The sequence below is a fragment of the Undibacterium sp. GW821-FHT11H02 genome (genome assembly GCF_058808015.1).
The window spans coordinates 22,943-48,214 of record NZ_JBXARG010000026.1 but is presented as its reverse complement, the minus strand read 5'-3'; the positions used below and the strand labels follow the sequence as shown (position 1 = coordinate 48,214).

The window sequence follows — 25,272 nt, the reverse complement described above, 5'->3', positions numbered from 1 at the left end:
GCTTGCACTTGATCGTAGATGCCCTTAACACTGTCATCGAGCGCATCACGTTGACGCGCCATTGCTTGCGCCGCCGTGTCTGTCAAACTGTTTAACTGATCTTGCCAAGTCGCTCGCTGCTGTGCGATTTCAGCAGCCTTTTGTGCTGCTTGCGCTTCGATCTCACGTTGTGCTGTGAGTGCTTGCACTTGATCGTAGATGCCCTTAACACTGTCATCGAGCGCATCACGTTGACGCGCCATTGCTTGCGCCGCCGTGTCCGTCAAGCTGTTTAACTGATCTTGCCAAGTCGCTCTTTGCTGTGCGATTTCAGCAGCCTTTTGTGCAGCTTGCGCTTCGATCTCACGTTGTGCTGTGAGTGCTTGCACTTGATCGTAGATGCCCTTAACACTGTCATCGAGCGCGGCACGTTGACGCGCCATTGCTTGCGCCGCCGTGTCCGTCAAGCTGTTTAACTGATCTTGCCAAGTCGCTCTTTGCTGTGCGATTTCAGCAGCCTTCTGTGCTGCTTGCGCTTCGATCTCACGTTGTGCTGTGAGTGCCTGTATTTGATCATATAAACCGCGATTGCTCGCATCGAGGGCATCACGTTGACGCGCCATTGCTTGTGCCGCCGTGTCCGTCAAGCTGTTCAATCTATCCTGCAACGATGCACGCTCAGACATGATCGCTTGCTGAGTCTTGATCGCGTCTGATGTTTTTTCGATAGCTGGATATAGCTCTGCAAATAGCCCGTTCAACTTAAGCAAAGCTGCTAGTTGCTCAGTGTTGCCCGACTTGTCAGCAGTCTCTACGGCTTTACGATAATCATCACGCGTGGCCAAACCGCCTGCACCGGCTTTCGTCAACTCTGCAGCGAGCGACTCACGCTTGATCTTTTGTTGTTCAGCTTCGCTATAAAAATTCTCAAAATACGAATTGCCTGCCGCTCTCAAGTTCTCTATGCCACCGAACAGATCTGCAAAGCCAGAAGCCGCTTTGATCCCCATCTCATTCGTTTGAAACAAAGTTAAATTGAGGTCTTTAAAAATCGCATTAACACTACCAAAATTATCCGCAACACGTGCCAAGGTAGCGCTCGCTGTCTCACCTTCTTTTGACAGCGAATCTATGCCGGGCAAAAGTGATTCTGCGATTGAATCAGCGATGGCCGAAAATGCAGCGTTGACTACTTTGGTATTTTCCTCAGCAGTTTTCCCGAGTGTGATGTTTAACTGGTCATTGCGCGTGGCAATGCTATCCGCGTTGATTCCCAATATTTTTGCGTACTCACTCGATGCTGATTTAATCGCTGCATAGCCGCTGTTTAGGATTTCCAATAATGCTTTGTCGGAATTGAGACTATTGCTGTCGACATAGGCTCTACCATCTTGGATCGCGGTCGAATCTTTCAAGCCATACGACCAGACACCGGATCGATCTGACCGAAACCATCCGCCAGACTGCGACCAAGATTGATTGCGCATCAAGCTATCCGTGCCCAATGTACCAGTAACGGTTTGACCGCCAAGCTCTTTTTCTCGCATGCCGAATGCTCGATTGAGACCGCCCGCAATTACCCCACCGATTGCAGCACCTATCGGCCCACCGAAAAAGGCACCAGCGATTGTTCCGACATTCACCAAAGCATTACCATGATCGCCGACAGAATAACCGTTTGAGATAGCACGACCTCCGTACACCCCCGCCGCAATACCCGCGCCATAACTCGAAAACGTACCAACGCCGCTAGCGAATGAGCCATTTGCACCGCCGCTCATTGATAAGCCCGCCTTATCCAGACCCGATTGGACAAACGTAGCAATCTTATCGCCGAACCCACTGAAACCTGAGCTAAACGATTCCCACATAGTTTTACCAGCATTGATCACGGACTCTGGACTGAATGGATCACTTGCAGCTTGTGCCATACCCGATGCAGATACAGAGACTCCAGCACCCACATTGATGAACCACTTTTTAATGGTCATCTGATAGAGCCAATCAAAAAATATATTTTTAAATGTGTCACGGAGACGCGCAGCCGTTTCTTTGCCACCATCGGCCATGCTGACAAACGTGTCGTGCGCAGTACGATCGATTGACGCCCAGATGTCGGTTTGCTCTTTCAAAGCTGTGTTGACTTTGTCGATCTCTTCTTGCTTGTCGATTCCCTTATTTTTCAATGAATTAAGCTCACGAATCAGCTTGGCTTCTTCGCGGTACTTATCACCTAGTTGGCCAGTCAAGTCGATTTGATCAAGCACATCTGCCATGGATTCTTTGGCAATTGCTTGACGCTCGATTTCAGCATCATTCAACTCGCGAATCGAATCTTTAGACATGCCGAGGCGGTTGTTATAGTCGAGCTGCGCTTCCACCTGAGACTTTAGTACATCGACGTTTTTTTCTAAAGTGTTCGCAAATTCAAGATTTTGTGCAGCGTGTTCTTGCGATACTTTTATTTCGTTTTCAATCGCCTTTTCGTTGGCCGAATGCGCCTCAATAGATTTTGTCAGCACTTTGACTTTATCTAGTTGCTTCCCTGTGATGCCAAGCTGAGCAGCCTCATACACCTTTGCTTGTGCCGCAGTTAAGGAAAGCATTGCGACTTCTTTTTCGAGGCTTTCGACAAACTTTGAACGCTGTTTTATTCTCGCCTCTAGCTCACGCTCCTCCCTCGCCATGCGCTTTTCTCTCTCTGCTTCAGCCTTCCTATAATCTTCATTGACTTTATCAAGCTCAGTCATAATCGTGCCGAGAGACGATTTGACCTTCTCATTCACTTTATCCGTGGCTGTTCCGATCTTCATGATGCTTTGTTCCCAAGCATCAAACTCTTTCCGACCTTGCTCAGCTTCAGATTTCATCATGTCACCGATGCGGCCTGCCTCCTCCCAGTTACCAGATGCAAATTGAGTCGCTTGAGCGGCTAGCCCGCCAATTTCTTTGCCAATACCTTTAAATACGTAAGCAACATTACCGCCCAATACGACAAGTGCCTTAAATCCTTCTAACATAATCGGCATCATCTCGACTGCCACTTTTGTTGACAACTCACCAGCACCAACTTTTAACGCTCCAAAACTATCTTGCAGTTGGCTCGCTTTTTGCGCGGCATCTGTTGATGCACCAGAAAACTTTTCGACGTTCTCCGCTACATCATTGAGATACGGCAATAAGTCCGCACCAGATTTCCCAAACAATTCGTTCGCTACCGCCGCTTTACTTGCGTCATCATTGTAGTCTTGGAGCTTATTAGCAATATCAATGACGACTTCCGACGTGTCGCGCAAATTCCCATCTGCTGTTTTCGAAGAAATACCAAGCGCATCTAACACTTTGGATGCACCAGTGCCTTCCTCATCAAAACCACCAAGATTTCTTGCCAATTTAGTGATGCTTGCATCCACGTTCCCAAATTCGAAGCCCGTCATCTCGGCCACTTTTTGCAATCGCGATAGATTTTCAACCGACGACCCGGTCTTCTGAGACATATCATCCAACGATGCAAGCTGCTCAACGGATTTATTAAACATCTCAATCGCACTACCAACACCGAGAAACCCTAGGGCACCACGAGTCGCATTAGCAAAAAAGTCTGAGACACTGTCTTTTGCTGCATCAAAGTGCTTTTGGGTGTTTTGTGCAAATTTAAGTGAATCCTGACTAGATTTATCAAGACCTTTTGTGTACTCAGCATATTCCAATGCGAGCTTCACGACGAGCGAACCCAATGCAGACATGGTCAATCCTTTTTTTGCTTATTTAATACGGGCAAAGCAGCAAGCTCAATAATGCGAAGGTCGCGATAGAGCGCTTGCCGCTTGTTTTTTTTAACAGGTTTAAAAGTGCGGACAATTGATTCGATGCAGGTGTAGTTGAGGCCTAGGTACTGCGTGCTATCTAGACCTCTCGTGACAACATGCCAGTGATTTGAGATGTCTAGAAAGAATAGAAGCGATTCCCAATTCTCTTCCCATACATCACATACATCATCAACAGGCTTGCTCTTATTACGCGCCGCTTCTATCACCTCGGGTGGTGCCCCCGATGCTTTCAGACTGTCTATCGCACTCTTGTCCATCTGACGTATTGCCGCTGCTCGCTCACCTGCCCAATAACGAGCGGCAGCTTCTAGTTTTTTTCTTTCGCCTTATTTACTGCAGCCCAAAAGGCATTTTTCAGTGAGATCACAACATTTGGTATTGACAATAAGATTTTCAAATTGACCTCATTAAACTCGACCTGTTGACCGTCATCGTCAATTAGCTCAGTGAATCCGACTATCACATTGGGCAGAAAATCTACTGGTTTTTCTTGGATTAAACGCTGGTGCTCTTCCATATCGATGCGACGGAATTCACACATGAAATGTGAGCTGTCAAAACCACCTTTTGCGTTTGCTGTTTCTACGTCAATACGAGTAACAAATGTTGGTTTTTGCGTGAGACGAAATGCCATGATAATTCCTTCAATAATTTTGAAATTGAAATAAAAAAAGCCCACCGATTCGGTGAGCTTTTTGTGTGGTACGACTGATTTTTTTACTGCTAGCGCAATGTGAGAATCAACTCATCGTTGCCAAGATCTGGCTTGTACATCGTTTTCATACCGATCATTAAAACGCCGTCTGAATCTGAATACGACGGTTCAGACAGCTGCACTTTGGGTGCATCAATCTCGATGATGTGCCCAGCTACCGTACCATGAACAATATTGAACTCACCCAAGTCAGCTTTGATGACGGAATCAAACCAATTTTTATCAGCAATCGTCCCCATCTCCAACAAAACATTGCCAGTCGGGAGGCGATCAGTGATGCGGATACCTTGCTTCCCAATCAGATTGCGATAGCTGACTTGATTTGCCCAATCGATACTGATTGATTCGAGCGCACCACTTTCGCCATGCAGAGTCCAGGTTGGCGTATTTGTGAAGTTCACCGGCACTGGATCAGTGAAATCAGAGTAATCAACACCAGTTGGCATGGGCGCATCTGCTGCTGCAACATACAGACCTGTGAATTTAAATGTCAGTAAAGAAATTGACTTTGATTTCAACTCAACAGAGACCGTGCCTTTGGCGTCGATCATGCGGTGGCGGATGCCGTCGATAAATACTTCGATTGTAAGCTGATCCGTGACGTTAGAAGTTACAGGCGCATAGACAACACTGGTTGTGGGCGTGATGGTTTCACTCATCGCGCAGGCACGCATTAAGTGCCCCCACTTTGGCGCCACACCCGCTGAACCAGAAGCCGCCAATTCGACTTGGAACTCAACTTCTGAATAGACATTAGTAATCACACTACCAGCATGACCGAAATGCGCTTTGATGTTTTTACGATCTTCACTACCCACTACGGCTGGACGTGGCTGTACGCCGCTGCAAAACAGCGCCTTGGTGCCATCGAGCGAGGCGGCTACACCGTTGACCGATTGAAGTGCGGCTAGCACGACAATACTTTTATAGAGCTTTGACATAGGTTTCCCTTTTTGACGTTAAAAAAAATGCGGCCTATGCCGCTTTGGTGCGTTGACCTGTTGCCGGGTCAAATACGTAGCTGCCGGGCTTGCCAGCGAAGTCATCGCGAGCTAGCACGTCGGTCGCTTTAGCCTGCGTTGCTGAAGGTGTTTCAAGCAATGGCTGCGTAGCCAGTTGCGTGTCTTGCTTTGTGACATCGGATTGCGATGTGCTTGCTTGATTCTTTGGTTTCATTTGCTTCACCCATAAAAAAACCCGCTAGGCGGGCGTTGAAAAAATCATTGTGCAGACGTCTGTACTACTGACGCATGCGGATCACATGGTTTGAGTAGTAGCCATAGACGCTTGCATCTGGCTCATAATCTGCATCGCCGTGATCGCCGTCTTCTAAATAGCCCACGACGGCCTTCATTGCGACTTTGACCTGCTCGTGCAGTGCGGATATCTCACCTTGCGTCTTTGCGAGGATGACGATCGACACTGTGTGCTGCTCATAACCGCCACCCATGACCCAGCCTTTTTCTGGTTGCGTCTCGATATCAAAGACGATGGCTGGCCACGTTGGATTTTGTGGCAACTCCACAGCCCACGTATTACTTAAAACTGGCGTTAGCGCAGTAATGATGGCTTGCTTTATGCTCATTTATTTGCCTTCTCTAACGTCTTTTGCAGTCGCTTTTTCATGGCTTCGATTGCCTCTGCCCGTTTATTGGTTAAAGCTGGAGCGATGAATGGTGTTGGCTGAGTCCTATTAACCACTGTCTTTGTCGTCTTCATACGATGTCGCTTGTTGAAACCAACTGCTTCAACCCTAGCTCGTGTACTACCACGATAAACGTTTCGACCAAATTCCAAAAACGACCAATAAAATGGATCATTCACATACTTCACACCGATCCTGCCGTTAGCCTTCACGGCCAACACTTTTTTAGCTTTGTTACCAAGACCTCTACCGTGTCTAACCCCCAAGTTATACTGTGCAATTCCTTCAGGTGTTTTCTCACGTTTGATCGCGATGTTGTCGATCAATGCACCTGTTTTTCGCAAGCCTTGCTGTTGCGCCAGTGCCTTTGCTTCTTTCTTCAGGACACCACCGGCTGCAACTACCATCGCTCGCGATGTGCGCAACTCCATGTCTTTTGAAATCGATTGAAAGCCTTTGCGTAGCTCTCCTAGACCTTCAATCTTTTCAGCGGCCATCGTTTAACCCCGAATCACAGGTAATGATTTGAATGCGGTGTGCACCATTCAGATCATTGACGTGCTTAATGTTGTAAATACTATCGTCATACTTGATGCGCATAGTTGCATTGATCGCCGACTTGTAGCGAATTGTGAACTCGCTGACTGCTTCGGTGATCGTGCCGTCCTTACTTTGTAGACGCTTCTCTTTGCCAGACAGGTGCACAACAGCAGCACGCAATTTGCCATCCGTTGACGTGCCAAACGGCACTGGTAACCACGTATCAACTAAGCCGCCGTGCGAGTCTTTGGACTGGCTTAGCGCTTCGATGATGATGGTGCGATTCATTCTGCCTGCTCGGATCATTTATCCCCCCATGCCATAGCGGTATGGCTGCAACAAAGAGCGGGAGCCACGTGGCAACTCTGAAGAGATCGTGCCGATGACTACGTCCTCGCGATTGGCAAAGCGATGCCCCAAAATGAGCAAGATCGCTTGCTTAATCGCTGCTGTGACGACTATCGGTGCACGTCCTGCATCACCCGCCGCAACAGCTGCATCAAGGGCTGCTTGATCGGCATAGACCTTGCGATCAATGAAGTCGATTGCTTCTTGCTCGGCTGCTTCGAGGTAATGCTGAATCAAGGCACCGTCTGAACTATCTGCATTGCAATGTGCAAGCGCAATATCTGTTGTGACCAGCATCTTGATTCACCTTTTTAGTTTTGGTTTTCAGCACCACCGTCAGCACCACCGTCAGTACCACCGTCAGCACCACCATCAGCACCACCGTCAGCACCACCGTCAGAACCACCGTCAGTACCACCATCAGTACCACCATCAGTACCACCATCAGTACCACCATCAGTACCACCATCAGTACCACCATCAGTACCGCCGTCAGTACCGCCAGCACCATCACCATCGGTACTGCTGCTAGCTGGTGAAGATTTCTTCTTGTTTGCTGGCGATTGGCGTTGTTTGTTTTGCGTTGCTAAACTTGGCTTCGTTATGACGACATCTTGGTCTTCTGTGGCTAAGCCAGCCTCGACCAGATCACGTGCACGTAGATCTTCCACTTCAATGACTTGTCCGACAGCGAACCAAACGCCGACACTTTGAAATGGCTTGAGAATCTTTATTTTTTTCATGGTAAAAAAATGGGCAGATTGCTCTGCCCACTCTCGAAGTTAGGTCAATAAAAACCGCTTGCGCTAGGGCTTCAATTAAGGTGCTGTGAATGCACCGTAAATGAAGGACTCAGGACGCATGACAGCCAATGCCAAGCGCTCTTGCGCCAAGATAGTGACCATCCCTTTTTTGAAGTTATCACCGTCTTCGGTCGATACTTCGACGCTTGCGTCTTCACGGTCAAAGATTTGTGCGGCCATATTGAACGCACCCACCAAGAAGTGATCCGGTGCGATCGCATTGGTATCGATCACTGGCACACGCCACATGCGAGGTTCTGCACCTGTTCCGACATTGACCCAGATGTATTGACCAATCGAGTCTTTTTGCAACTCGATTTCTGCCCAATCTGCTGGGTTGAGCATGATCGCATTCGGTGTGAACTCTGCTAAACGACATTGCAAGATTGCACGACGCAGTGTGTCGATCTTGGTGTCATTCACTTTGCGCAACGAATTGTTGAATGCCGCTGCTTGTGGTGTGATGCCCAACAAGTTTTGGCCTGTGCCATCGCCACCCAAGATGTCGAGTTCTTCTTTGTACGCAAGACCATAGCGCATGCGGCCATCGATATAGCTTTGCAACATCGGGATATCGTCTAACACCTGTTTAGATGCCAAGACATAATGACCGATGGTGCGCACTGGTGTTTGCTTCAACTCGAATGACAAGTCGGATTGTGCACGTGTCGCGCCTTCTGCCACCGCTGCTGCCATGTTTTGATAGCCAGATTCACGGACATACTCAATCGAATTTGAGGATGTACGACCTGGCATGATCAGATCGCGGACAGTGAACGTGCGCAGATTTGGAGATACAACGCCTTCCAATCGATCTGGACGGATAGCAGCACCAACACCGCCAGTGCCAGTCGTTGCACTAGTGATGCTAGTAACAGCCTTGAGCCCGATGCGGGCAATGCCGCGACCTTTGGCTTGCAGCGACTTGAAGTCGTCAGAATCTGTGAACAATTGACCATTTGACTTAACGACTTGGTCTTGATCACCACCACGACGCGCTAGCTTTTGCTCGACCTCATCGAGACGCGCTAGGATCGCCACGCCGTCTTCAGACAGTTTTTTCACTGATGCCGCAGTTTCAGCGCTGACCTTGCCCGTTTCTTTGATTTCTAACGCAGCCTTCTCACAGAAGGCTGTGATCTCGGCATCGCGCTTGGCTAAGCCTTCGTGGATGGACTTCAGTTCTAATTGATCGTCGGCACGGTCACCGGCTGCTTTGCGTTCTAACTGACGCGCATGAGGAATGTTACCCATGATGTTTCCTTATAAAAGATTTGAGAGAGAAAAACTATTTAATTGCGCAGCTAATGGCGCGAGGCTTACTTCATTTTCGCGGTCGCTGGCAGACTCACTCTGCAGCAAATGTTTCAGGCCACGGTTTGCGATGACTGTGGACTGCGTTTTTGAAAAGCCTGCCTCGCGCAGGAACTTTTCGAACTCGGGTAACTCGGGCAAATTGCCGTGTGCGATCTTGGATTTGATCAAGTCGATTCTGGCTTCGTCGTTGGCTGGCGTAGTGACGATACTGATCTCGACAAGATCGACTTCTTCTAACGTGCGAATGCCAGTCTTCTCGTTGTACGAGGACTTGATGACGTAGTAGCCAATTGACAGACCTGTGATCGACCGTGTTTGCATTCCTTTGTACGCGACCTTTGCGTTTGGCGCTTCTTCGAGCCATAACTCACCGTCACCTAGGAGACCATTGGAATCTTCTTTGAGATTCACCCATGATCCAATCGGCTCAACTGTGCGGTGCTGCCACAAAATTGGAATCGTGCGTCCTTTATCTTCTAGCGCTTTCAAACTATTGGCGAAAGCGCCCGGTGCGACAACTTCACCGTAGCTATCGACCACGCCAAACACGGAGCCATAACCTTTGAATGCGCCTTCGGTGTTGACCGACTTCACGTCAAGATCAAAGCAACGAATCTTCATGCCCGGTTTGTTTTTACGATTCATCGTTTTCTCCAAAAGTGGGTAGACCAAGCCAGCTAGAAAATGCATCTTTTGCGACTTTGTCTGGTGATGTTTTGCCGAGCAAGTTGATCGGCATTAAATTGCTTTGTACTGTGAGTTGATCAGCACCTTCACGTGGCGGTCGGTTCTCTAATTCACGAATCTCATTGCGATCCATCCAGCCGTTTTGTCCTGCTGATGCGTAGAGCGCTGCACGACCTTGTGAGTCTGCCCGCATCAAGCCTTCAATGCTGAACTCTGCAAAGAACTTGAGCCGATCTGGTGGACTAAGAAGATTTTTCTTGATGCCTTGCTCTAGCCGCGTGAGGTATGGCCTGAGCGCAAAGGTTAAGAAGCCGATCATTTGTTGCTCTAGTCCTGTGCCCCAACTTGTCGATTTCTCTGAGTGTCCAATCATGAACGGTGGCACGCGGTACCAACGGCACATTTCCTCTACGTTGAACGCTCTGGTCTCTAGCATCTGTACGTCATCGGGATTCATCGACAGTGTTTGATACGTTGCACCACCCTCAAGCACCATCAGCTTTCCAGTATTGGCAGTGCCAGCAAGGTTTGACGCCATCGATTCGCGGATCTGAGTACGCTGCTCAGGAGTCAGAATTCCTGACATGGTCAACGCACCACCTGCTCTCATGCCATTGGCAAAAAGTTTGCCGGATGCGCGATCTGCTGCCATTGCTGCACCGAAGGTATTGCGTGCGTAGGACACTGGCGACAAACCGACAAGACCGTTGGTACCAAATCCTTTGATGTGCCAGATCTCGGCTTCACTGTAACGAACGATGCCTTTCGCAGTCGTATACAGATAAAACAGATCACCATTCTCATCGGTCTTTACGACCATTGCGTTTGGATTCAACGGATCAAGAGAGACGATGCGCGTGCCAACGTAGGACTTAAACACGTAGGCATTACCCACCAAGCACAGCTGCGACACAACCGCTTCCCAAAACTCGACCGCTGTCATGTTGGCGTTGGGTTGGTCGTGTAGCAGTCGATACAACGGATGCTCGGCTGCCACCTTGCGACCTCCTTTGGGATCACGTTCGTACATGATCATTGGGAGCGTTGCAATCGTTTCTGCGATCAAGCGTACACAAGCCCATACGGTGGCGATCTGCATCGCGCTTTGATGCGTGACGAGTTCGCCAGAGTAGGAGTCGCTACCACCGACCGCACTTGGTATGGTCGCGACTCGACCCGCAACTGACTTCACCAGCCAGTTGATTGCTTTGTTAAATATCGTCATTTATACGACCACCGGATCAAAAATAAAGTCATTGATGTTTGCTTCGGGCACCTTGTTGATCGCCCGGTTCAGACACATGATGAGCGCCACCGCGCCATCGATTTTGTTTTCCGCTCGTTCTTTACGCGGAAAGATGTTGTCCTTCGCATCGTGATGGCAGACCACATTACTGATCATCCACGTTAAAACGGGATCACCATCAAAGTGGAACCGACCTTCAAGCACCAGCGATTCGAGCCATTTCATGGGCTCACTGAAGTTCTTAACCGTCTGCCCTACTTCGATCATCGGCAAGCCGTGCTCGATCATGCGTTGGCTGAACTGCGTGGCCTGAAACGGATCGTATGGCGCTTCATCGATGGTGAAACTGGATGCGTCCGCTAGGAACTCATCTTCGATCACACCAAAATCAGTGACATTGCCAGGTGTGCTGTACAGACGTCTGCACTTTGCCCATCCTTCATATTGCGAGTTTCGACCGTCTGTGATCGCTTGCTCGTTCAAAAAGAATTGGCTAAACGCGTAGTAGTGACGCACGCCTTCAATGTCACGCCCGAACAAGCGCACCTTCGCAGCGATATCGACTTTGCTCGCAAGATCGTGTGCGACGATGCACTCTTCGCCTTTAAAATCATCGATCTTTAACGTCTCATCAGCGCATGCATCCCATGCTCGCATGTCCATCCAAGCGGTATCGGCATTCACCCACACGTTCAATCGCTTGGTGAGAAATTCATTTTGTGCCGACATCATCACGGAGGCTTTTTTGCAAGCTGATCGCATGTCGTCAGGCTTGACCGATACTCCATAATTTGGATTAGCTTTAGGCCAGCAAGATTCGTCCTGCCAATCGTCATCCGCATCAATGGTGAAGATGATCCCAAAGAATGTGTCGTCTTCAACCGCATCGCCTTCGATTTTGTAACCTAATCCCTTATGCCGCAGCAGCGTAGCGTTCAAAATCTTGGTGGTATAGGTACGTAATTCGTAACAAATACCAGCGCGATTGCTACCTGCGGTCGTGATTGCAAATCCTAATGGCTGCGAACGCGCACCAGTTGAGCTGTCGATAACGTCATACAGACCACGATCAGCTTGAGCATGCACCTCATCGGCGATGAATCCGTGCGTATTTAGCCCGTCTAATGAGCCAAAATCACGCGCTAAAGCCTTGAATTCGCTGTTAGTTTCGACGTTATAAATCGCGCTGGTGTTCTCTTGCATGCCGAGTTCACCAAAACCAGATTCTTTTTGCATCATTGCCCGTGCGGTTTTCCACACGATCTTTGCTTGTTCTTTCTTTGTCGCGAAGCTGTAGACCTGCGCTCCGGGTTCGCCATCGGCACCAACCAAGTAGAGCGCCACGCCAGCCGCTTTGGTGCTCTTCGCATTCTTACGCGCCACCTCTTCGTAGGCACGACGGAAGCGACGCAGCTTAGTCGACTTATCCAGCCACCCAAACAGGTTGACCAAGATAAAGACCTGCCAGTCTTCGAGTTTGATTGTCTGATTGACTGGTAAGCCATCAATCCAAATCGGTTTACCCCACTCCCCTTCGACATGCGGGAGTAGTTCTACAAACTCACAGATGCGCGTACCTTCTTGCTCATCCAAATAGTATGGCCAGTTGGTTTCGACAGAGCGGATTTGATCGTCAAGAAACCGTCTCGCCGCCGCTTTAACCCACTTGCACGAAATGATTTCACCGGACAATACCGCTTGCGCGTAGCGATTTGCCCGCGCAATGAACGGCAACATCAGCGCTTGTTGAAACTACCAAGTGTTTTTGGTGCACTTGGAGTTTCACTCCCAACGACAGTCGGTTCAAAAAGCGACAATTGCGTGGTGGCTGGAGCCAAGTTCACACGCGATGCTGGTGTCAAGCCAAAGTCTGAACACAACTTGTGATAAATCTCGATTGCCTTATTGCTCGCGGTTAGCGCAAACGAATGCACCATGTGACCATTTGGCGAGGCCACGCATAAACCGTGATTGTTTGGATCTTTCTTCGATGCCTCTGCGATCATCTCTTCGGCCTCAACGTATCGCGCCCACTGCGTGCAAAGCATCGCCAATGCGCCACGGTCAACCGCTGAAATCATCTGATAACCGCCAAGCTCTTCCGTGATTCGCATCCATTCTTTCTTCGCCTCGCCGCGCAAGTGCTTTGGGCAATCAGGAACGGAAGCAACTGGACGAAATTCGTTCTTGTTGACTGGCCGTTTTCCGGGATTTCCCCCAATGACCTTGAGGGAAGTTGGTATCGCTTTACGTCCCATTCTTACCCCCCCTTCCTTTTTTTCGCGCACACAAAAATTTGACTTAGACCACGGTCTTTTCTCAAAAGGTTTTTAACTTTCACCCGCCCTACCCCTACCGACCAAAGCCGCCATCTTCGCTGGCGGTTTTCTTGTCGTGACATGGCTTGCAAAGCGGTTGCCAATTCGATGTATCCCAAAAAAGCTTTTGGTCGCCCTTATGCGGCTTGACGTGATCAACGATTGTGGCTTCAACGATTTGCCCCTGCTGCTCATGATGTTTGCAAAGTGGATGACGCTGAAGGAATGTGATTCGCGCCTTCTGCCATCGGGATGTGTATCCGCGTTGATGTGCCGACCCACGTTGCGCATCTGACTGTTTTTGCTTTTGCTTTGCATGCGCCTCGCACATGCCAGGTGTATCCAACAACTTGCCGCAACCCGCGTGGCAACAAATACTCTTCGCTCTGCTTGCCATTCGAATCACCAAATAAAAAAGCCACTCGAAGGTGGCAAAGACCGTTTCCGATCAGGAGAACTACACGGCTAATGACTGAACCAGACTCGGTCGTCCAGAAACATTACAAAGAGGTTTCCATGATGTACCCGAGAATTACTATTGCAATCATCAGCCGTGTAGTTCCTGACTCTTATGTGATCAAGAGCACTAGACACAAAACAAAATGCCCCGACTCATTGCTAAGTCGAGGCATCACATACGAAATAAGTTAAGGCAAATTGATCTGTTAGTCCGTTGCCACCGGATGCTACGTGCTAGTCCGCAGACCAATTACCTTTGCACTAAGCCAGCTTCAAGGTTTTAACAGGTGGAAGCACAAACAAAAAAGCCCCGCATTTAGCGAGGCTTACTTTTGTTTGGACGAGTTCCGCCCGCCCAAAACGAATATTAAACAAAGAAAATTCGCGTGGCAAGATTTTTCTTCAATTTATTTTCAAGTTCGTGTTTCGCGTCAACCACAACCTTTTCAAAATCCAATGATTGAAAGTTCCAAACATTGGTGATACCGCAGCATTTCTTGATAGCCCAACGCATATGCGCTGGCAAACCTCCGACCTCTGCATCTACCGCTTCAGCCACTTTACTATCCAAGTTCGAATACAAATGATCAGAACAAGGTGGCGCATCACTGTTCAAGTGACGCGAGCTACTGCCACAACCCACATCAAGATCAGCATGACGATACGAATCAATCCAAGTCTCCAAGCACTGATCCAGCGGTGTTGTTGGACGATGGTCATACACAGGTATCGCTCTTCTCTCAGCCATTTTTCTCTTCCTCAATAATCAATCTAAGTTGTTTCGCCACCACACGCGCTTCTTCAGGATCACTGAAATCCACACGCTCGATCAAAATTCCTTTGCGCTCAGCCAATGCCAGCGCTTCGATCATCCAATCAGGATCAACCCGCACTGAAATGCCCCGATCATTCAACACATAAGACGACGTGATAGACGTATTGCGAGTACCAACCTCAATCCCATTTTCACGCGCCCAAAAGCACCGCATATCACCCTTGATAGCCTTCTTCATCTGGCTATCTACAAAGCCCTTCCCATGTTGCAATCGCATCTGATCGACCAACTGTGCTGTCAAAGGCATCTGCTCTCTAAGGCTCATCTGTCACACCTCCAAAATCAAAAAGGTGTGACAGAAAAGTGAGACGTTCAAAACCCGCATAAACATTAGGTCTGTACAACGTTCAACCTTGTCCAACCTTTTTTTAATAGTTTCAAAATATTTTTTAAGGGGAAAACTCTCACGTGCGTATACGTGTGCGTGTGCGCACGTATACGAGAGAAATCGAACAAATAGGTGTGACGTGTGCCAACACCTTTGTTTATGCGGCTTTCCAACGTCACACCTTAAAAAACCTAGGTGTGACGTAGGTGTGACGTGTGACGCCTCAAAAGCAATCTGACCCTTTTCCGCAGACGTATAAAACGCCCACGATCTCTGAAGCACAGATGCCATTGAAACGCGTTCACACGCGATTGAATTAAAGTGGCAAGTCATCATCACCACCCTCTTGACTGCCCGACACGTTGCCATCTGGTCGCAAGTAATACCCCTCACGAGCGCCAGTGGTTTCTTTCTTCTTAATCCAGCCAAACTTGCGCATGATGTTGCCGACGCGCGTGGTCTCTGACTTCGCAGCACTGATCTTTGATATTTCCATGTGCAACGCTCGCGTCAGAATCTCGCGTGAAGTCACCTTATCAATACGTTTCGGAAACGCTGGAACAGTTCCGTCAGCCTCATAACCTTCAAGGTATTCCCAAATACGACCAGACCATTCATCAGCCAACTCGCGGTCTTCTTGGTGAGGCGATATCAACTCGATTTGCTGTTGCGGCGTTGGATACCACTTCACACCTTGCTGCATCAGATGCACCGCTTCACCAATCAATTGAGCACGATCAGCTTCCAACGCTGCCAAATCTAAATGACGCGCATCAACAGGCCAGAACCGTCGGTTACCCGTTGCGTCCTTAAAGTATTCATCTTGATTTGTCGTCGCTGCAAACACCGTGCGACGTGGCTGGTTCTTCATGCGACGACCATACGGCTCACGATAGCGATCCACACGGCTCGACATAAACGCCTTAACCGCAGTGACCTCAGATCGATTGAATTGCTCCAATTCCGCAATCTCATAGATCAGCACACCTTGAATCGCTAAGTAACCATCTTTCTCACCCATACGAAACGGCGTATCAGCAAACCAGTCGCCACCCAAGATCGAGAGCGCAGTCGACTTACCCTTACCCTGTGTGCCTTCAAAGACTGGTGCATAGTCATGCTTAACACCTGGCGTATAAGCACGCTTCGCTAAGCCAACAAAGAACATTGTCGAGATCAAGCGCATGTATTCGGAATCTAACGCGCCCCAATAGCGACTAAACGCACCATCAACGCGTGATTGACCATCCCATTCCGCATAGCATTGATCAAAGAAATTCGTCACCGGATTAAACGCATTTTCACGCGCTATCTGTGCCACCGCCTTTTCGATATCGCCCACCGATGCAATCACCAGCCCATAGTTATTGGCGAGATACATGCCCAAGTGAAAATCATCACCTTCATTCCACTCACCCAGTTCTGAATGCCACGGTGGCAACTTACGTTTCACCTGTAACAAAGCGAACTGATCAAGTGCAACCAAACCTTGCAAGGCAGGATCAAGCTTCATCGCCGTGTACACGTTCTCACGACAGCCCTTCACCCCGCCATTCGAGGTTTGAATCATCGCCAAGCGAATGTGACGCTTATCCACTGCACTTGCGCTAGCGGCACGAGCGGTAGAAATGCCAGATTCAATCGGTGCCTCATTGATCCATTCAGGCACATCATTAGAAGAAGGCGATGTTTCAGGCTCATCGACGGTAGACTTAGACGTAACACGACGAACCGCTTTTAGCCACGCTAAAACCTCATCACGTGTGCCACCATCACCGACCAGATCAGCAACATCCCACCCATCAGCAATCTGTCCAGGTGGAGGCACTGCGACCACGTCCACGATGCAACCCAGCCCCTCCAAGATCGCAGCGAGATTACGCATCGTGACGACTCCGGGCTGTTCATTCTCCGGTCGCAACACACCCGCTTGCGGATGCTTCTCTGCATACACTTTTGAATCGCAGTCAGGCCACAGAATCACATGACGGCCAGCCAGCAAATCCCAAGAAGCCTTGTCTACCGCCTTACCACCGCCCGGCCAAGACACAACATCAAACAAATCACCCACGATGTCATGTGCTGCATCAACACACTTCTCGCCTTCAACCACCACCACGGACAAATCAGAGCGCATCGCGCCCTTGATATACAGCGGACGTGGATCACGAAACGATATCCAACGCCACTCCCGCGCACCAGTCGCAGGATGTTCTGCATACACGCAAGGCAGCACCTCTTTACCGCCTTCAGAATTGGTAAAGCGATAGATCACGCCGAGCAATTGGCCGTCTTGATCACGATACTCCCAATGCATTTGTGGACGACCACGCTTGATATGCGCACGTGGATAAGCACCAGCCTCGGCAGGCACTGGCAAAATGGGCGTCCATTCAGTACGTGGCTTAACCCTTTCTACCCCCTGTGCCGCTTGCGCAGGCGCTGATTTCTGCGGCATTTTTTTAGGGACGATAGGATCATATTTAGCCTGCCCGCTTGGACGCGTATCAGTAAGCTCGATGCCCAACTGCGCCGCTAGCGCAACGCAAGCCTTACCATTCGTCATGCCCTCCTTGAGGGCATATAGTGAAATAAGATCGCGACCGGCTTCGCCAGTCGAAAAATCAGACCAGACCCCTACCTTGTCGCCTTTGACTCGAATGCGTAATGATTGGCCGGCTTCGCCGGAGATAGAACCAACGCTAAACTCGGCACCGATAACTACGCCGTTAGCAAACCAGTTCGATAGAATAGATTCGATTGAATCATTAAGTGCATCCGCTACGCGGCTGAAATCGTCGAGGTTCAATTGTTAGAACCCTTCGGATAAACCCGCGCACCACCCATCATCGAAGGAATAGACGCATACTCAAAAGCCCCCTCACGGATCGGACGGCCAGCAGCGAGCTTAGCAACATCCAACGGACGAAAAGGCGTAGGCATACGTGGCGCAGCTGGCTTCCCCTCAAATGTTTCCGCAAGTGGAAAAGCCTTCGGCAAAAAGCTACCTGCATACTCCTTACCATCGTGCGTCGCTTTCAAAACTGCACCACTCTGCTCGATCACATACCCACGCTCACGCAACGGTTCAATCACTCGATCACGTATCTTCGACACACGCTGATACTCAGCTGGCAGCACATCAATCAAACGACTAATCGCCGCAGTCCCACCCAAATCGACTAACCGACACAAAACACGATGCGCTGGCGACCCTTGATGCAATTGACGGTTTTTCATTCGTCACCGCCCTTCGCAGCGGTTTCACGGCAATACACCTTCACAGTCAATGCCATAATCTGATTCAATGTCATGTGCATCTGATCAATGATCGCGTTCAACTTCTCGCGCTCACGTGAATTGACCTCACCATCCTTGACAGCATCGCGATACTCAATCGACAGCTTGCCAAGCGTCTCCATTGCTTCATGAAATTTTTCGGAGATCTCTTCATTACCAATCGCATCGATCTGTGGCAGCTTTACAAACGTGCCACCACTCACCGCCGCAACCGCTTCAGCAAACAAAGTCGTACCAGAAAACTCCTGCATCAGCAGCGCGGTATTAACGCCAACATCCATGCCCTTGCACTCGTAAATACGGTTCTGTAATGCGATCCGATTCATACCGAGCGCACCACACATCGCATCCCAGCCGCCCGGAAACTTCTTAATCATTTCTAACAGTGATTGACGTATGTTCATTGAGCTTTCCTTTTCTTATGGTTTTAATCAGTTTGATGACGAACTACACTCGTCCTGGAGCACTGACGGATACGCCAACTTGATGTACATCATTCGTGCTTTGGGAATTTGAGTCTTTCTCCAGATGGACACTGTCGGATCGGAAACGTCAAAGATGCGAGCAACAGCCCCGGTACCACCGAGTCGGTCGATGATTGCGGAATGCTCTTTGTTTAAGTGTTTAGATTTCGTCATAGTGGCGAAATATTAGATTAATCTAAAAAACTAAGCAAGAAATTTTTAGCCAAATCTAATTTTTTTTGAATTAGCATACGACGATGATGAAATGGTATGAAAGACTAAAGATCGCCCGAGAGGCTCAGGGCTTGAAGAAATCTCACTTTGCATCGAGGATCGGCGTTACTCCAGCGACGATCACAGAGTGGGAAGGAGGACTTACAACTAGCCCCTCCGCAAGCAATACTCTCAAAATTTGTGATGTCTTGAAAGTTTCACCCGATTGGTTGATTAATGGCGACGATGCACCCGACAAATCATCAAACAAAAGCGCGGATATGAAGAGAGCAATTGAAATTATGGAGTCACTCAGTGAACCAGAATTAAAGCAACTCTTGGCCATCATCAATACCTTTTCACCGAACCACACTTCGATTACCAAATAGAAAAGCCCTTAGTTGGGCTTTTTTTATAATTTATTTTTCAAAAAAAGGTTGCATACATGCGATATGTAATTATTGGCCTTGCCATTTTGATTTCCATGTCAACTGCCGTCGCGGAAAACAAATCGAAAGTAGCAAAGAAAAAATCGTTAGATTTTCTTGAAGTTCCATTTGATATCGATTCACAAAAACTAAAATGGACAGGAGAGCACGATATCTCAAAAGTCATCGCCGCTATCAAGAAGATTGATTTCAAAAAGGATCAATTCGAAACCACTGCAGCTTATCTAGCACGAACAGAAAACCCACGCATCTTCTCAATGCCAATCAATAGCCTACTTGGATTCAGCTTTTCTTTCCAAGACTCAGGAACGCCGAGCCTATGCCACACAAAGTACGACGCTGACAAACTTGATCTAATTGTTGCGTGCCTAACATCAACATTACAGCGCATTTACAGTCCCGAAAAGGAAAAGTTTATTGAAACTTTTACATTTTCCAAGGTAACTACTACCGATGGGAAGAGCTACGTGGGCGAAAATAACTTTGGGGTCAAGAGACGCATCAGTGTACGTACCGCAAAAGGTCTTGGCCTCGCAATCCGCAACCTTGAAGGTATAGCCGCGCCTGACTTTACATCAGGGTTATTAAAGATAGAATTGAGACTTCCAAACATCACTCAACAAACGGCGAAAGCCAATATGGATGACATCGGACTCTTATTCATTGGAGAATTGGAAAGCCCTTACTTGTTACGTGAGTCAAAAGCTGAAGAACCTACAATTGATCGACCGATTGACTATCGCGGCGACTTTCAATATCTAAATATGTTCATGAGAGAGGTCTGGGTCGTTAATATACGCACCAAGGAAATTCTTCAGCGATTTGATCGCTCGAAGGCTAGACTCGAATAATTTTCGCGACTGCTTTCTATTTGTGCTACAGATTTACTCCACGTCACCGGGAATATCAGATTCAATCTTCCCACCTGAAAACATACTTTTGTACAAAGCAAGGATCAGATCGATTTTTGCTTTTTCGTCGTCACTAGACGGAGTTATAGTCGACAGCTGATCGATGCACTGGCATAAGAAAGCAATTAATCCACTTTGTCGCGAAAGCAGTTCCTTCTCAATCACCTCGTCTCCGCAGAAACTGGACGTCAGTCTTGCAATTATCTCTGCATTCATCGAACGTCCATTCAACTTTGCCTGCACGGAAATCTTTTGACGCATACCGTCAGGTAAGCGAAGTTGAAATTTTTCAGATTCACGAGATACTGTGAGAAGTTCATATTTTTGCATTCAGTGAGAATACAAGGAATAGCCCTCTGTTTAAATAATGGCACCGTGCCCTACAATTCTACAATTCGATAGATTCCTAGCATTGGGACTCACTTGATCATATTGTTTATGGTCGAAGATAAAACGAATTAAGGAAATTTAAAGTGCTGAAATTTACAAGAATCGAAGATCTATCATTTATCTCTAAACCTAAAAACTCAAATTCCCGTCACTTTTTCGACACACCACCATGCGGTGATTTCAATAATGACCTCAATTTAGGCAAAGAAATGGCTGTCGAATATATGAACTATTTGTCCGGCGGCGAGCACGCCGTGCCGATTTTAGCGTCGATTATCTTGGACGCAATCTCCCAAGAAAATGCCGATCAATTAAAACGCGCACAACTCATCGGGTTCATTTCAACAATTGAAGCTGAACTTAAAAGACACATAAAAACGAATAAATTGTGACTTCCTTCAAAAATTTACATGTAAATAAACAAGATTCTTAACATGTAAATCATTTTTTTTAGATTTTCCTAAAAAATTCTTGATTATTTTTTTAGATTTATCTAATATTCGACCACTACTTTTTAGATGGAGCGAATATGAAAAACCTAATCGCATTTATCGTTACTGTAAAACTCAGTGACACCACAATCCGCATGCCAGCAATCGCCAGCACGAGTGCCGACGCGATCATGAACATGACGGATATCTACGGCGCAGCAGTCATCACAGCCACTCCAATGGGAGTGCGCCATGTTTAAGCCAAAAGCCAAGTTTGATTTTCTAAGCCATCGCGGCCAGCCGACCGAGCTACCAGACAATAACTTTTTATCCCGCACCCGCGCCACTGGCCGCGATCAGTTCGAAGGATTAAAAGGCCGCGATTACATCAACGCTCGCAACTTGGGCAGAGTGCAGACGTCTGCACCGACCCACAAAACCTAATGCCGCGCATCGAGCCAGATGAAGCGGCATTGAAAGCGGCATACAACAGCCGCCTAACCCGCCCTCTCTCGCTCGAAGCCATGCTAAGCGATCCGCTCCAACGGATCATTTTAACCAACGGAGCCCGAGCCTATTTACGCCGCCATCAATGGCAATTCGACGCGCAAAAGGCAAGGCTTGGAGAGAAAGACGAATCATGAGCAAGCCAATCACTCGCGGATCTCGCGTCAAGTTTGAGAAAGATGGTGCCACCCTCACCGGCACAATTTTCCACATCGTCAATGACATCAGCAACGGTCGCAAGATGGCCGTCATTGAAATAGAACACAAGCTACCTGGCATTACTGTGACCATGCCGTTGGATGAGCTGAGAGCGGCACCAATTTCACAAGAAATCATCTTCATGACTAGCCCTGCAGACGTACTCAAACCAGAGACGAACGACCGCCGCTTTATGGCCGTGTCAATCGACAGCAAACGTGCAAGCTGAGGCGATCATGGGAATCACACGACGCAACCGCCCCATCATCATGAACGACATCGTTTGTCGAATGGGCGCTCGATCACTCACGCCAACAATGTTGCTCGCTGAGCTGCAAGACGATTATCCATTTCTCGCCGCAACCACGCTAAGAGGGATGCTCGACACCCTCGAAAGTGAACGTGCAATCTGCATCGCCGGCTACGAAAAACGAGGCAGAAAACCAGTGCGAATTTACAAGGTGCGTGACAAGCCACCACCGCCAGACAAGCAATCATGGCTCACCCCGCTATTCACCAGCATCACGCCCTTATAATTTTTTTGGAGTACATCATGGAACAAGCAAACGCAATCATCGGACAAGACCCGCACACCATCGTCGTTGACGAACTGGCGACAGACAGCCGCTTCGACTCATTGCCGGTTTTGGATATTCGTATCTCAAAGACAAACCGCAAACGCTTCAACTTAGCAGCATTAAAAGAACTCGCCGCCAACATCAAAGCCAACGGCCTGATTCAACCAATCTTAGTACGTCCAGTCGAACCAACTGAAGAAGAACCACAGCACTACGAAATCGTATGCGGTGAACGTCGCTATCGCGCAACCAATATCGCCAAGCTGACTTCGATCAATGTGATCATCCGCAATCTCAGCGACACCCAAGCAGCCGAGCTACAGCTAATCGAAAACCTGCAACGTGAAGATCCACACCCAATGGAAGAAGCCGAAGGCTATCAAGCGCTCATGCTGCACAGTGGCTACACAGCAGACATGCTGGCAGACAAACTAAGCAAATCCAGATCACAGATTTACGCCACGCTGAAGCTGTGTAATCTCTGCAAAGAATTGCGTGATGAGTTTTTTGAGAACAAAAAGTTCACGCGCTCGCTCGCATTACTTATCGCTCGCATTCCGGTACCAGAGATTCAAGTCGAAGCCTTCAATGAGATCATTGACGAATATGGCACAGGCGAACCAATGTCTTATCGCGATGCCACCGAACACATCCAAGCGAATTACAACGTCCACTTGAAGACAGCAATCTTTTCTACGACCGACACGTTTTTAACGCCAGATTCAGGTTCATGCAAAGCCTGTCCAAAGCGCACCGGCAACGATCCAGACTTGGCAGACCTCGACAAAAACATCTGCACAGATCCAAAATGCTACCAAGAAAAAGTGATCGCGCACAACGCAAGGATCATTGAAAGAGCCGAGCGAAACAACATCACTATTTTGATCGACGCCGAGGCACGAAAAGCCATCAGCTACGCAAACGAAAAGCGTGACAACTATGCAGTCAACGGCACCCGCCTGTTTCACTTTTCACGCCTCATCAACAACGCTGACCGAAACAAAACTGTGATCGATGCCATTGGATCAGACAAACTACCAGAACCAATCGCTGTCGCGGTCGTCAATGGCGTACCAACAAGCATCTACAACGCATTGCATGTTCAAATCACCTTAGAAGACTTAGGCTTTTGCAAAACCGAAGTCCAAGCACAAACGAAGGCAATTGAACAAGCAGATAATGCCGCCGAGAATACAGAAGGTGACGATGACTATAAACCATTCGACGATGGTGAGGACGGCGACGATTCCGACACAAGTACGCAATCACTGGATAAATCAGCCGAAGAAAGCAATCGCCAACGTGACTTGGTCAACGAAGAGATCAAGCGTATTCGCATTTACAAAGCGATCCGTGCACGTGGCCAGCTTAGTCTAGAATCACTGCGCGTCTTCATGAAGCAAATTGAAGTTGGAATGTACTTTGCGGTACCGTCGTCAATACACGACGAATTCTATGGTCAAAGCATGGCCACCGAACAAGACCGCATCGAATTCATCGAAAGCGCGTCATGTGAGCAATTGCAACAACTCCTGATCGACTACGTAGCTGGAGATATCGGCATTCCACGCGGCTGGCACAATCACAGCGGCTACCTCAATCGCGAGGATGAAGAATTCGATTTGCTCCACTCCTTTGCGCAACATGAAGGCATCGACATCACAACAGCAGAACAAGAGCCAGCCTTACCAGTTCAAGCACCGGCGACAGAACAGGCCGACGAAGAAGGACAAGCCACACCAGCGCCGAAGAAACGTGGCCGCCCATCCAAAGCCGACAAAGCAGCACAAGAAGCCGCCAGCAAGCCAGCACCTATCGAGCAATGGCCTTTCCCAACACCGACGACTGCGAGCGGATCATGAGCGACGATAAAAAACAAATCTCAATAAAAGATCTCCTGCAGCTAATCAATTCAAAAATGCACGAAGGAACTTGCCCGACCGCAGGTTCACTTGGTGAATGCGCGATTATCTCTCAAGACGACGTTGGTTTATGGCAGGCAGTCTTGTACATCTGGGATGCAAGCTTTCACGACTCCACGCACGTCGCTCAGTGGTTTCATGATGCGGGCGCCACCGAAGTATTCGTGACGCATGTACTTTACGACAGCGTAAACGACGACCGCAACGGCCAGTGCATCGATGGTGGTCGAGCTTGGTGGGTTCACTTTCGCATGATTGACACTCAAGCACAAGAGCCAGTGAAGCGACAGGCCGCGCAAGTTATGTACGATGAAGTAATGTATGCGTTCAAAGATTCATGCAACCACACGCACCAAGCAATTGACTACTACAAAGCATTAATTGATGTTGCGGCTAATAAGGTTCAACAGCCAAGACAAGAAGCCGCCAGCAAGCCAGCGCCAATGGACAAATGGCATTTCCCAACACCGAAGACCGCGAGCAAATCATGAGCGAAATAGAAATGTTAGACCGACTAGCAACAGCGGTAGCAAGTAAGATTCAACCACCAGTGCGCATTGAAGACGATCTTTGGTCAATAGAGAACATTGCAGCCTACTTAAAACGCGATGCCTCAACAGTCCGTGAACGTATCGCCTGCCTGCCATCGTTTCCAAAAGCGATCCGCATACCAGCAGCAGGCGTCAAACGCTCACAACCGCTGTACAAGGAATCAGAAGTACGATCTTGGGTAGAGAGACACCAAGAGCGCAACTAACAAAAAAGCCCGCAAGTCGCGGGCTTTTTTGCTAATCAAATGTACAAAGCTCATATGGCGCAAACCAGCAAAGCAAAAGGGAAAACGCCCACTCTCCTAGAA

The 25,272-nt window shown here is 48.5% G+C and carries 32 protein-coding genes; 10 read left to right on the top strand and 22 right to left on the bottom strand.

Annotated elements, in window-relative coordinates:
* The 21 genes from AC1RR2_RS19380 to AC1RR2_RS19280 form a co-directional block, all read right to left on the bottom strand.
* The coding region (locus AC1RR2_RS19380; RefSeq protein WP_493223924.1) for a hypothetical protein at positions 1-3,725 on the bottom strand (3,725 nt) is incomplete at its 3' end.
* A 2-nt stretch (positions 3,726-3,727) separates the two neighbouring features.
* The gene (locus AC1RR2_RS19375) at positions 3,728-4,066 is read right to left on the bottom strand and encodes a DUF1799 domain-containing protein (protein ID WP_493223923.1); all 339 of its coding nucleotides are present in this window, start codon (positions 4,064-4,066) and stop codon (positions 3,728-3,730) included.
* A 50-nt stretch (positions 4,067-4,116) separates the two neighbouring features.
* Positions 4,117-4,443: a hypothetical protein gene (locus AC1RR2_RS19370; protein ID WP_493223922.1), complete on the bottom strand. Its 327-nt coding sequence runs from the start codon at positions 4,441-4,443 to the stop codon at positions 4,117-4,119.
* An 89-nt stretch (positions 4,444-4,532) separates the two neighbouring features.
* A complete protein-coding gene (locus AC1RR2_RS19365; RefSeq protein ID WP_493223921.1) occupies positions 4,533-5,465 on the bottom strand; it encodes a phage tail tube protein in 933 nt (310 codons plus the stop codon).
* A 34-nt stretch (positions 5,466-5,499) separates the two neighbouring features.
* Positions 5,500-5,700 (bottom strand): hypothetical protein, encoded by a 201-nt coding sequence (locus AC1RR2_RS19360; protein ID WP_493223920.1) that lies wholly within the window; start codon positions 5,698-5,700, stop codon positions 5,500-5,502.
* Positions 5,701-5,764: 64 nt separating this feature from the next.
* Positions 5,765-6,109: a hypothetical protein gene (locus AC1RR2_RS19355; protein ID WP_493223919.1), complete on the bottom strand. Its 345-nt coding sequence runs from the start codon at positions 6,107-6,109 to the stop codon at positions 5,765-5,767.
* Positions 6,106-6,666, bottom strand: a complete 561-nt coding sequence (locus AC1RR2_RS19350; protein ID WP_493223918.1) for an HK97-gp10 family putative phage morphogenesis protein — start codon at positions 6,664-6,666, stop codon at positions 6,106-6,108. The genes AC1RR2_RS19355 and AC1RR2_RS19350 overlap by 4 nt, the downstream gene beginning before the upstream one ends.
* Positions 6,656-7,015 (bottom strand): phage head closure protein, encoded by a 360-nt coding sequence (locus AC1RR2_RS19345; RefSeq protein ID WP_493223917.1) that lies wholly within the window; start codon positions 7,013-7,015, stop codon positions 6,656-6,658. Before AC1RR2_RS19345 ends, AC1RR2_RS19350 begins: the two co-directional genes overlap by 11 nt.
* Entirely contained in the window at positions 7,016-7,354 is a 339-nt protein-coding gene (locus AC1RR2_RS19340; RefSeq protein ID WP_493223916.1) for a head-tail connector protein, read from the bottom strand. It abuts the gene before it with no gap.
* A 14-nt stretch (positions 7,355-7,368) separates the two neighbouring features.
* Complete coding sequence (locus tag AC1RR2_RS19335; RefSeq protein ID WP_493223915.1) at positions 7,369-7,800, bottom strand: hypothetical protein; 432 nt, start codon at positions 7,798-7,800, stop codon at positions 7,369-7,371.
* Positions 7,801-7,875: 75 nt separating this feature from the next.
* Complete coding sequence (locus tag AC1RR2_RS19330) at positions 7,876-9,114, bottom strand: phage major capsid protein (protein WP_493223914.1); 1,239 nt, start codon at positions 9,112-9,114, stop codon at positions 7,876-7,878.
* A gap of 9 nt (positions 9,115-9,123) precedes the next feature.
* Positions 9,124-9,822, bottom strand: coding sequence for an HK97 family phage prohead protease (locus AC1RR2_RS19325; protein ID WP_493223913.1), 699 nt, complete (start codon positions 9,820-9,822; stop codon positions 9,124-9,126).
* Positions 9,812-11,089, bottom strand: coding sequence for a phage portal protein (locus tag AC1RR2_RS19320; protein WP_493223912.1), 1,278 nt, complete (start codon positions 11,087-11,089; stop codon positions 9,812-9,814). The genes AC1RR2_RS19325 and AC1RR2_RS19320 overlap by 11 nt, the downstream gene beginning before the upstream one ends.
* Positions 11,090-12,847, bottom strand: a complete 1,758-nt coding sequence (locus tag AC1RR2_RS19315) for a terminase large subunit (protein ID WP_493223911.1) — start codon at positions 12,845-12,847, stop codon at positions 11,090-11,092.
* The gene (locus tag AC1RR2_RS19310; protein ID WP_493223910.1) at positions 12,847-13,368 is read right to left on the bottom strand and encodes a phage terminase small subunit P27 family; all 522 of its coding nucleotides are present in this window, start codon (positions 13,366-13,368) and stop codon (positions 12,847-12,849) included. The genes AC1RR2_RS19315 and AC1RR2_RS19310 overlap by 1 nt, the downstream gene beginning before the upstream one ends.
* 94 nt (positions 13,369-13,462) lie before the next feature.
* Positions 13,463-13,825, bottom strand: a complete 363-nt coding sequence (locus tag AC1RR2_RS19305) for an HNH endonuclease (protein ID WP_493223909.1) — start codon at positions 13,823-13,825, stop codon at positions 13,463-13,465.
* Between the two features lie 429 nt (positions 13,826-14,254).
* Positions 14,255-14,635 carry a hypothetical protein gene (locus AC1RR2_RS19300; RefSeq protein WP_493223908.1) on the bottom strand — a complete coding sequence of 127 codons (381 nt, stop codon included), beginning with the start codon at positions 14,633-14,635 and terminating at the stop codon, positions 14,255-14,257.
* The gene (locus AC1RR2_RS19295; RefSeq protein WP_493223907.1) at positions 14,628-14,987 is read right to left on the bottom strand and encodes a hypothetical protein; all 360 of its coding nucleotides are present in this window, start codon (positions 14,985-14,987) and stop codon (positions 14,628-14,630) included. Before AC1RR2_RS19295 ends, AC1RR2_RS19300 begins: the two co-directional genes overlap by 8 nt.
* 379 nt (positions 14,988-15,366) lie before the next feature.
* The gene (locus tag AC1RR2_RS19290; protein WP_493223906.1) at positions 15,367-17,859 is read right to left on the bottom strand and encodes a VapE domain-containing protein; all 2,493 of its coding nucleotides are present in this window, start codon (positions 17,857-17,859) and stop codon (positions 15,367-15,369) included.
* Entirely contained in the window at positions 17,856-18,290 is a 435-nt protein-coding gene (locus tag AC1RR2_RS19285; protein ID WP_493223905.1) for a hypothetical protein, read from the bottom strand. Before AC1RR2_RS19285 ends, AC1RR2_RS19290 begins: the two co-directional genes overlap by 4 nt.
* Entirely contained in the window at positions 18,287-18,754 is a 468-nt protein-coding gene (locus AC1RR2_RS19280) for a YmfL family putative regulatory protein (protein WP_493223904.1), read from the bottom strand. Before AC1RR2_RS19280 ends, AC1RR2_RS19285 begins: the two co-directional genes overlap by 4 nt.
* A 320-nt stretch (positions 18,755-19,074) precedes the next feature.
* Between AC1RR2_RS19280 and AC1RR2_RS19275 the strand changes: the two genes are divergently transcribed.
* Both AC1RR2_RS19275 and AC1RR2_RS19270 read left to right on the top strand, forming a co-directional pair.
* Positions 19,075-19,416 (top strand): helix-turn-helix domain-containing protein, encoded by a 342-nt coding sequence (locus AC1RR2_RS19275; RefSeq protein WP_493223903.1) that lies wholly within the window; start codon positions 19,075-19,077, stop codon positions 19,414-19,416.
* Positions 19,417-19,472: 56 nt separating this feature from the next.
* Positions 19,473-20,327 (top strand): hypothetical protein, encoded by an 855-nt coding sequence (locus tag AC1RR2_RS19270; protein ID WP_493223902.1) that lies wholly within the window; start codon positions 19,473-19,475, stop codon positions 20,325-20,327.
* A 33-nt stretch (positions 20,328-20,360) separates the two neighbouring features.
* On the opposite strand, the gene AC1RR2_RS19265 is transcribed toward AC1RR2_RS19270, so the two are convergent.
* Positions 20,361-20,717: an Arc family DNA-binding protein gene (locus tag AC1RR2_RS19265; RefSeq protein WP_493223901.1), complete on the bottom strand. Its 357-nt coding sequence runs from the start codon at positions 20,715-20,717 to the stop codon at positions 20,361-20,363.
* A 143-nt stretch (positions 20,718-20,860) separates the two neighbouring features.
* Between AC1RR2_RS19265 and AC1RR2_RS19260 the strand changes: the two genes are divergently transcribed.
* The 8 genes from AC1RR2_RS19260 to AC1RR2_RS19225 all read left to right on the top strand — a co-directional run bounded on the left by AC1RR2_RS19260 (position 20,861) and on the right by AC1RR2_RS19225 (position 25,170).
* Positions 20,861-21,169 carry a hypothetical protein gene (locus AC1RR2_RS19260; protein ID WP_493223900.1) on the top strand — a complete coding sequence of 103 codons (309 nt, stop codon included), beginning with the start codon at positions 20,861-20,863 and terminating at the stop codon, positions 21,167-21,169.
* A 137-nt stretch (positions 21,170-21,306) separates the two neighbouring features.
* Positions 21,307-21,468, top strand: coding sequence for a hypothetical protein (locus AC1RR2_RS19255; protein ID WP_395008567.1), 162 nt, complete (start codon positions 21,307-21,309; stop codon positions 21,466-21,468).
* Positions 21,461-21,652 (top strand): hypothetical protein, encoded by a 192-nt coding sequence (locus tag AC1RR2_RS19250; RefSeq protein ID WP_493223899.1) that lies wholly within the window; start codon positions 21,461-21,463, stop codon positions 21,650-21,652. Before AC1RR2_RS19255 ends, AC1RR2_RS19250 begins: the two co-directional genes overlap by 8 nt.
* A gap of 196 nt (positions 21,653-21,848) precedes the next feature.
* Positions 21,849-22,142 (top strand): hypothetical protein, encoded by a 294-nt coding sequence (locus AC1RR2_RS19245; RefSeq protein WP_493223898.1) that lies wholly within the window; start codon positions 21,849-21,851, stop codon positions 22,140-22,142.
* A gap of 7 nt (positions 22,143-22,149) precedes the next feature.
* Positions 22,150-22,449, top strand: a complete 300-nt coding sequence (locus AC1RR2_RS19240; RefSeq protein WP_493223897.1) for a hypothetical protein — start codon at positions 22,150-22,152, stop codon at positions 22,447-22,449.
* Between the two features lie 17 nt (positions 22,450-22,466).
* A complete protein-coding gene (locus AC1RR2_RS19235) occupies positions 22,467-24,353 on the top strand; it encodes a ParB/RepB/Spo0J family partition protein (RefSeq protein ID WP_493223896.1) in 1,887 nt (628 codons plus the stop codon).
* Positions 24,350-24,904, top strand: coding sequence for a hypothetical protein (locus AC1RR2_RS19230; RefSeq protein WP_493223895.1), 555 nt, complete (start codon positions 24,350-24,352; stop codon positions 24,902-24,904). The genes AC1RR2_RS19235 and AC1RR2_RS19230 overlap by 4 nt, the downstream gene beginning before the upstream one ends.
* Entirely contained in the window at positions 24,901-25,170 is a 270-nt protein-coding gene (locus tag AC1RR2_RS19225) for a hypothetical protein (RefSeq protein WP_493223894.1), read from the top strand. The genes AC1RR2_RS19230 and AC1RR2_RS19225 overlap by 4 nt, the downstream gene beginning before the upstream one ends.
* The last annotated feature ends 102 nt before the right edge of the window (positions 25,171-25,272 follow it).

What these genes read in the sequence shown, in the direction of transcription:
- AC1RR2_RS19250 (WP_493223899.1), top strand. Translation starts at nt 21,461, where the DNA reads ATGTTTAAGCCAAAAGCCAAGTTTGATTTTCTAAGCCATCGCGGCCAG.
- AC1RR2_RS19265 (WP_493223901.1), bottom strand. Translation starts at nt 20,717, where the DNA reads ATGCAAAAATATGAACTTCTCACAGTATCTCGTGAATCTGAAAAATTT.
- AC1RR2_RS19325 (WP_493223913.1), bottom strand. Translation starts at nt 9,822, where the DNA reads ATGAATCGTAAAAACAAACCGGGCATGAAGATTCGTTGCTTTGATCTT.
- AC1RR2_RS19305 (WP_493223909.1), bottom strand. Translation starts at nt 13,825, where the DNA reads ATGGCAAGCAGAGCGAAGAGTATTTGTTGCCACGCGGGTTGCGGCAAG.
- AC1RR2_RS19285 (WP_493223905.1), bottom strand. Translation starts at nt 18,290, where the DNA reads ATGAAAAACCGTCAATTGCATCAAGGGTCGCCAGCGCATCGTGTTTTG.
- AC1RR2_RS19335 (WP_493223915.1), bottom strand. Translation starts at nt 7,800, where the DNA reads ATGAAAAAAATAAAGATTCTCAAGCCATTTCAAAGTGTCGGCGTTTGG.
- AC1RR2_RS19350 (WP_493223918.1), bottom strand. Translation starts at nt 6,666, where the DNA reads ATGGCCGCTGAAAAGATTGAAGGTCTAGGAGAGCTACGCAAAGGCTTT.
- AC1RR2_RS19370 (WP_493223922.1), bottom strand. Translation starts at nt 4,443, where the DNA reads ATGGCATTTCGTCTCACGCAAAAACCAACATTTGTTACTCGTATTGAC.
- AC1RR2_RS19300 (WP_493223908.1), bottom strand. Translation starts at nt 14,635, where the DNA reads ATGGCTGAGAGAAGAGCGATACCTGTGTATGACCATCGTCCAACAACA.
- AC1RR2_RS19315 (WP_493223911.1), bottom strand. Translation starts at nt 12,847, where the DNA reads ATGTTGCCGTTCATTGCGCGGGCAAATCGCTACGCGCAAGCGGTATTG.
- AC1RR2_RS19255 (WP_395008567.1), top strand. Translation starts at nt 21,307, where the DNA reads ATGAAAAACCTAATCGCATTTATCGTTACTGTAAAACTCAGTGACACC.
- AC1RR2_RS19225 (WP_493223894.1), top strand. Translation starts at nt 24,901, where the DNA reads ATGAGCGAAATAGAAATGTTAGACCGACTAGCAACAGCGGTAGCAAGT.
- AC1RR2_RS19310 (WP_493223910.1), bottom strand. Translation starts at nt 13,368, where the DNA reads ATGGGACGTAAAGCGATACCAACTTCCCTCAAGGTCATTGGGGGAAAT.
- AC1RR2_RS19230 (WP_493223895.1), top strand. Translation starts at nt 24,350, where the DNA reads ATGAGCGACGATAAAAAACAAATCTCAATAAAAGATCTCCTGCAGCTA.
- AC1RR2_RS19375 (WP_493223923.1), bottom strand. Translation starts at nt 4,066, where the DNA reads ATGGACAAGAGTGCGATAGACAGTCTGAAAGCATCGGGGGCACCACCC.
- AC1RR2_RS19270 (WP_493223902.1), top strand. Translation starts at nt 19,473, where the DNA reads ATGCGATATGTAATTATTGGCCTTGCCATTTTGATTTCCATGTCAACT.
- AC1RR2_RS19360 (WP_493223920.1), bottom strand. Translation starts at nt 5,700, where the DNA reads ATGAAACCAAAGAATCAAGCAAGCACATCGCAATCCGATGTCACAAAG.
- AC1RR2_RS19365 (WP_493223921.1), bottom strand. Translation starts at nt 5,465, where the DNA reads ATGTCAAAGCTCTATAAAAGTATTGTCGTGCTAGCCGCACTTCAATCG.
- AC1RR2_RS19235 (WP_493223896.1), top strand. Translation starts at nt 22,467, where the DNA reads ATGGAACAAGCAAACGCAATCATCGGACAAGACCCGCACACCATCGTC.
- AC1RR2_RS19355 (WP_493223919.1), bottom strand. Translation starts at nt 6,109, where the DNA reads ATGAGCATAAAGCAAGCCATCATTACTGCGCTAACGCCAGTTTTAAGT.
- AC1RR2_RS19330 (WP_493223914.1), bottom strand. Translation starts at nt 9,114, where the DNA reads ATGGGTAACATTCCTCATGCGCGTCAGTTAGAACGCAAAGCAGCCGGT.
- AC1RR2_RS19280 (WP_493223904.1), bottom strand. Translation starts at nt 18,754, where the DNA reads ATGAACATACGTCAATCACTGTTAGAAATGATTAAGAAGTTTCCGGGC.
- AC1RR2_RS19245 (WP_493223898.1), top strand. Translation starts at nt 21,849, where the DNA reads ATGAGCAAGCCAATCACTCGCGGATCTCGCGTCAAGTTTGAGAAAGAT.
- AC1RR2_RS19240 (WP_493223897.1), top strand. Translation starts at nt 22,150, where the DNA reads ATGGGAATCACACGACGCAACCGCCCCATCATCATGAACGACATCGTT.
- AC1RR2_RS19295 (WP_493223907.1), bottom strand. Translation starts at nt 14,987, where the DNA reads ATGAGCCTTAGAGAGCAGATGCCTTTGACAGCACAGTTGGTCGATCAG.
- AC1RR2_RS19345 (WP_493223917.1), bottom strand. Translation starts at nt 7,015, where the DNA reads ATGATCCGAGCAGGCAGAATGAATCGCACCATCATCATCGAAGCGCTA.
- AC1RR2_RS19275 (WP_493223903.1), top strand. Translation starts at nt 19,075, where the DNA reads ATGAAATGGTATGAAAGACTAAAGATCGCCCGAGAGGCTCAGGGCTTG.
- AC1RR2_RS19320 (WP_493223912.1), bottom strand. Translation starts at nt 11,089, where the DNA reads ATGACGATATTTAACAAAGCAATCAACTGGCTGGTGAAGTCAGTTGCG.
- AC1RR2_RS19340 (WP_493223916.1), bottom strand. Translation starts at nt 7,354, where the DNA reads ATGCTGGTCACAACAGATATTGCGCTTGCACATTGCAATGCAGATAGT.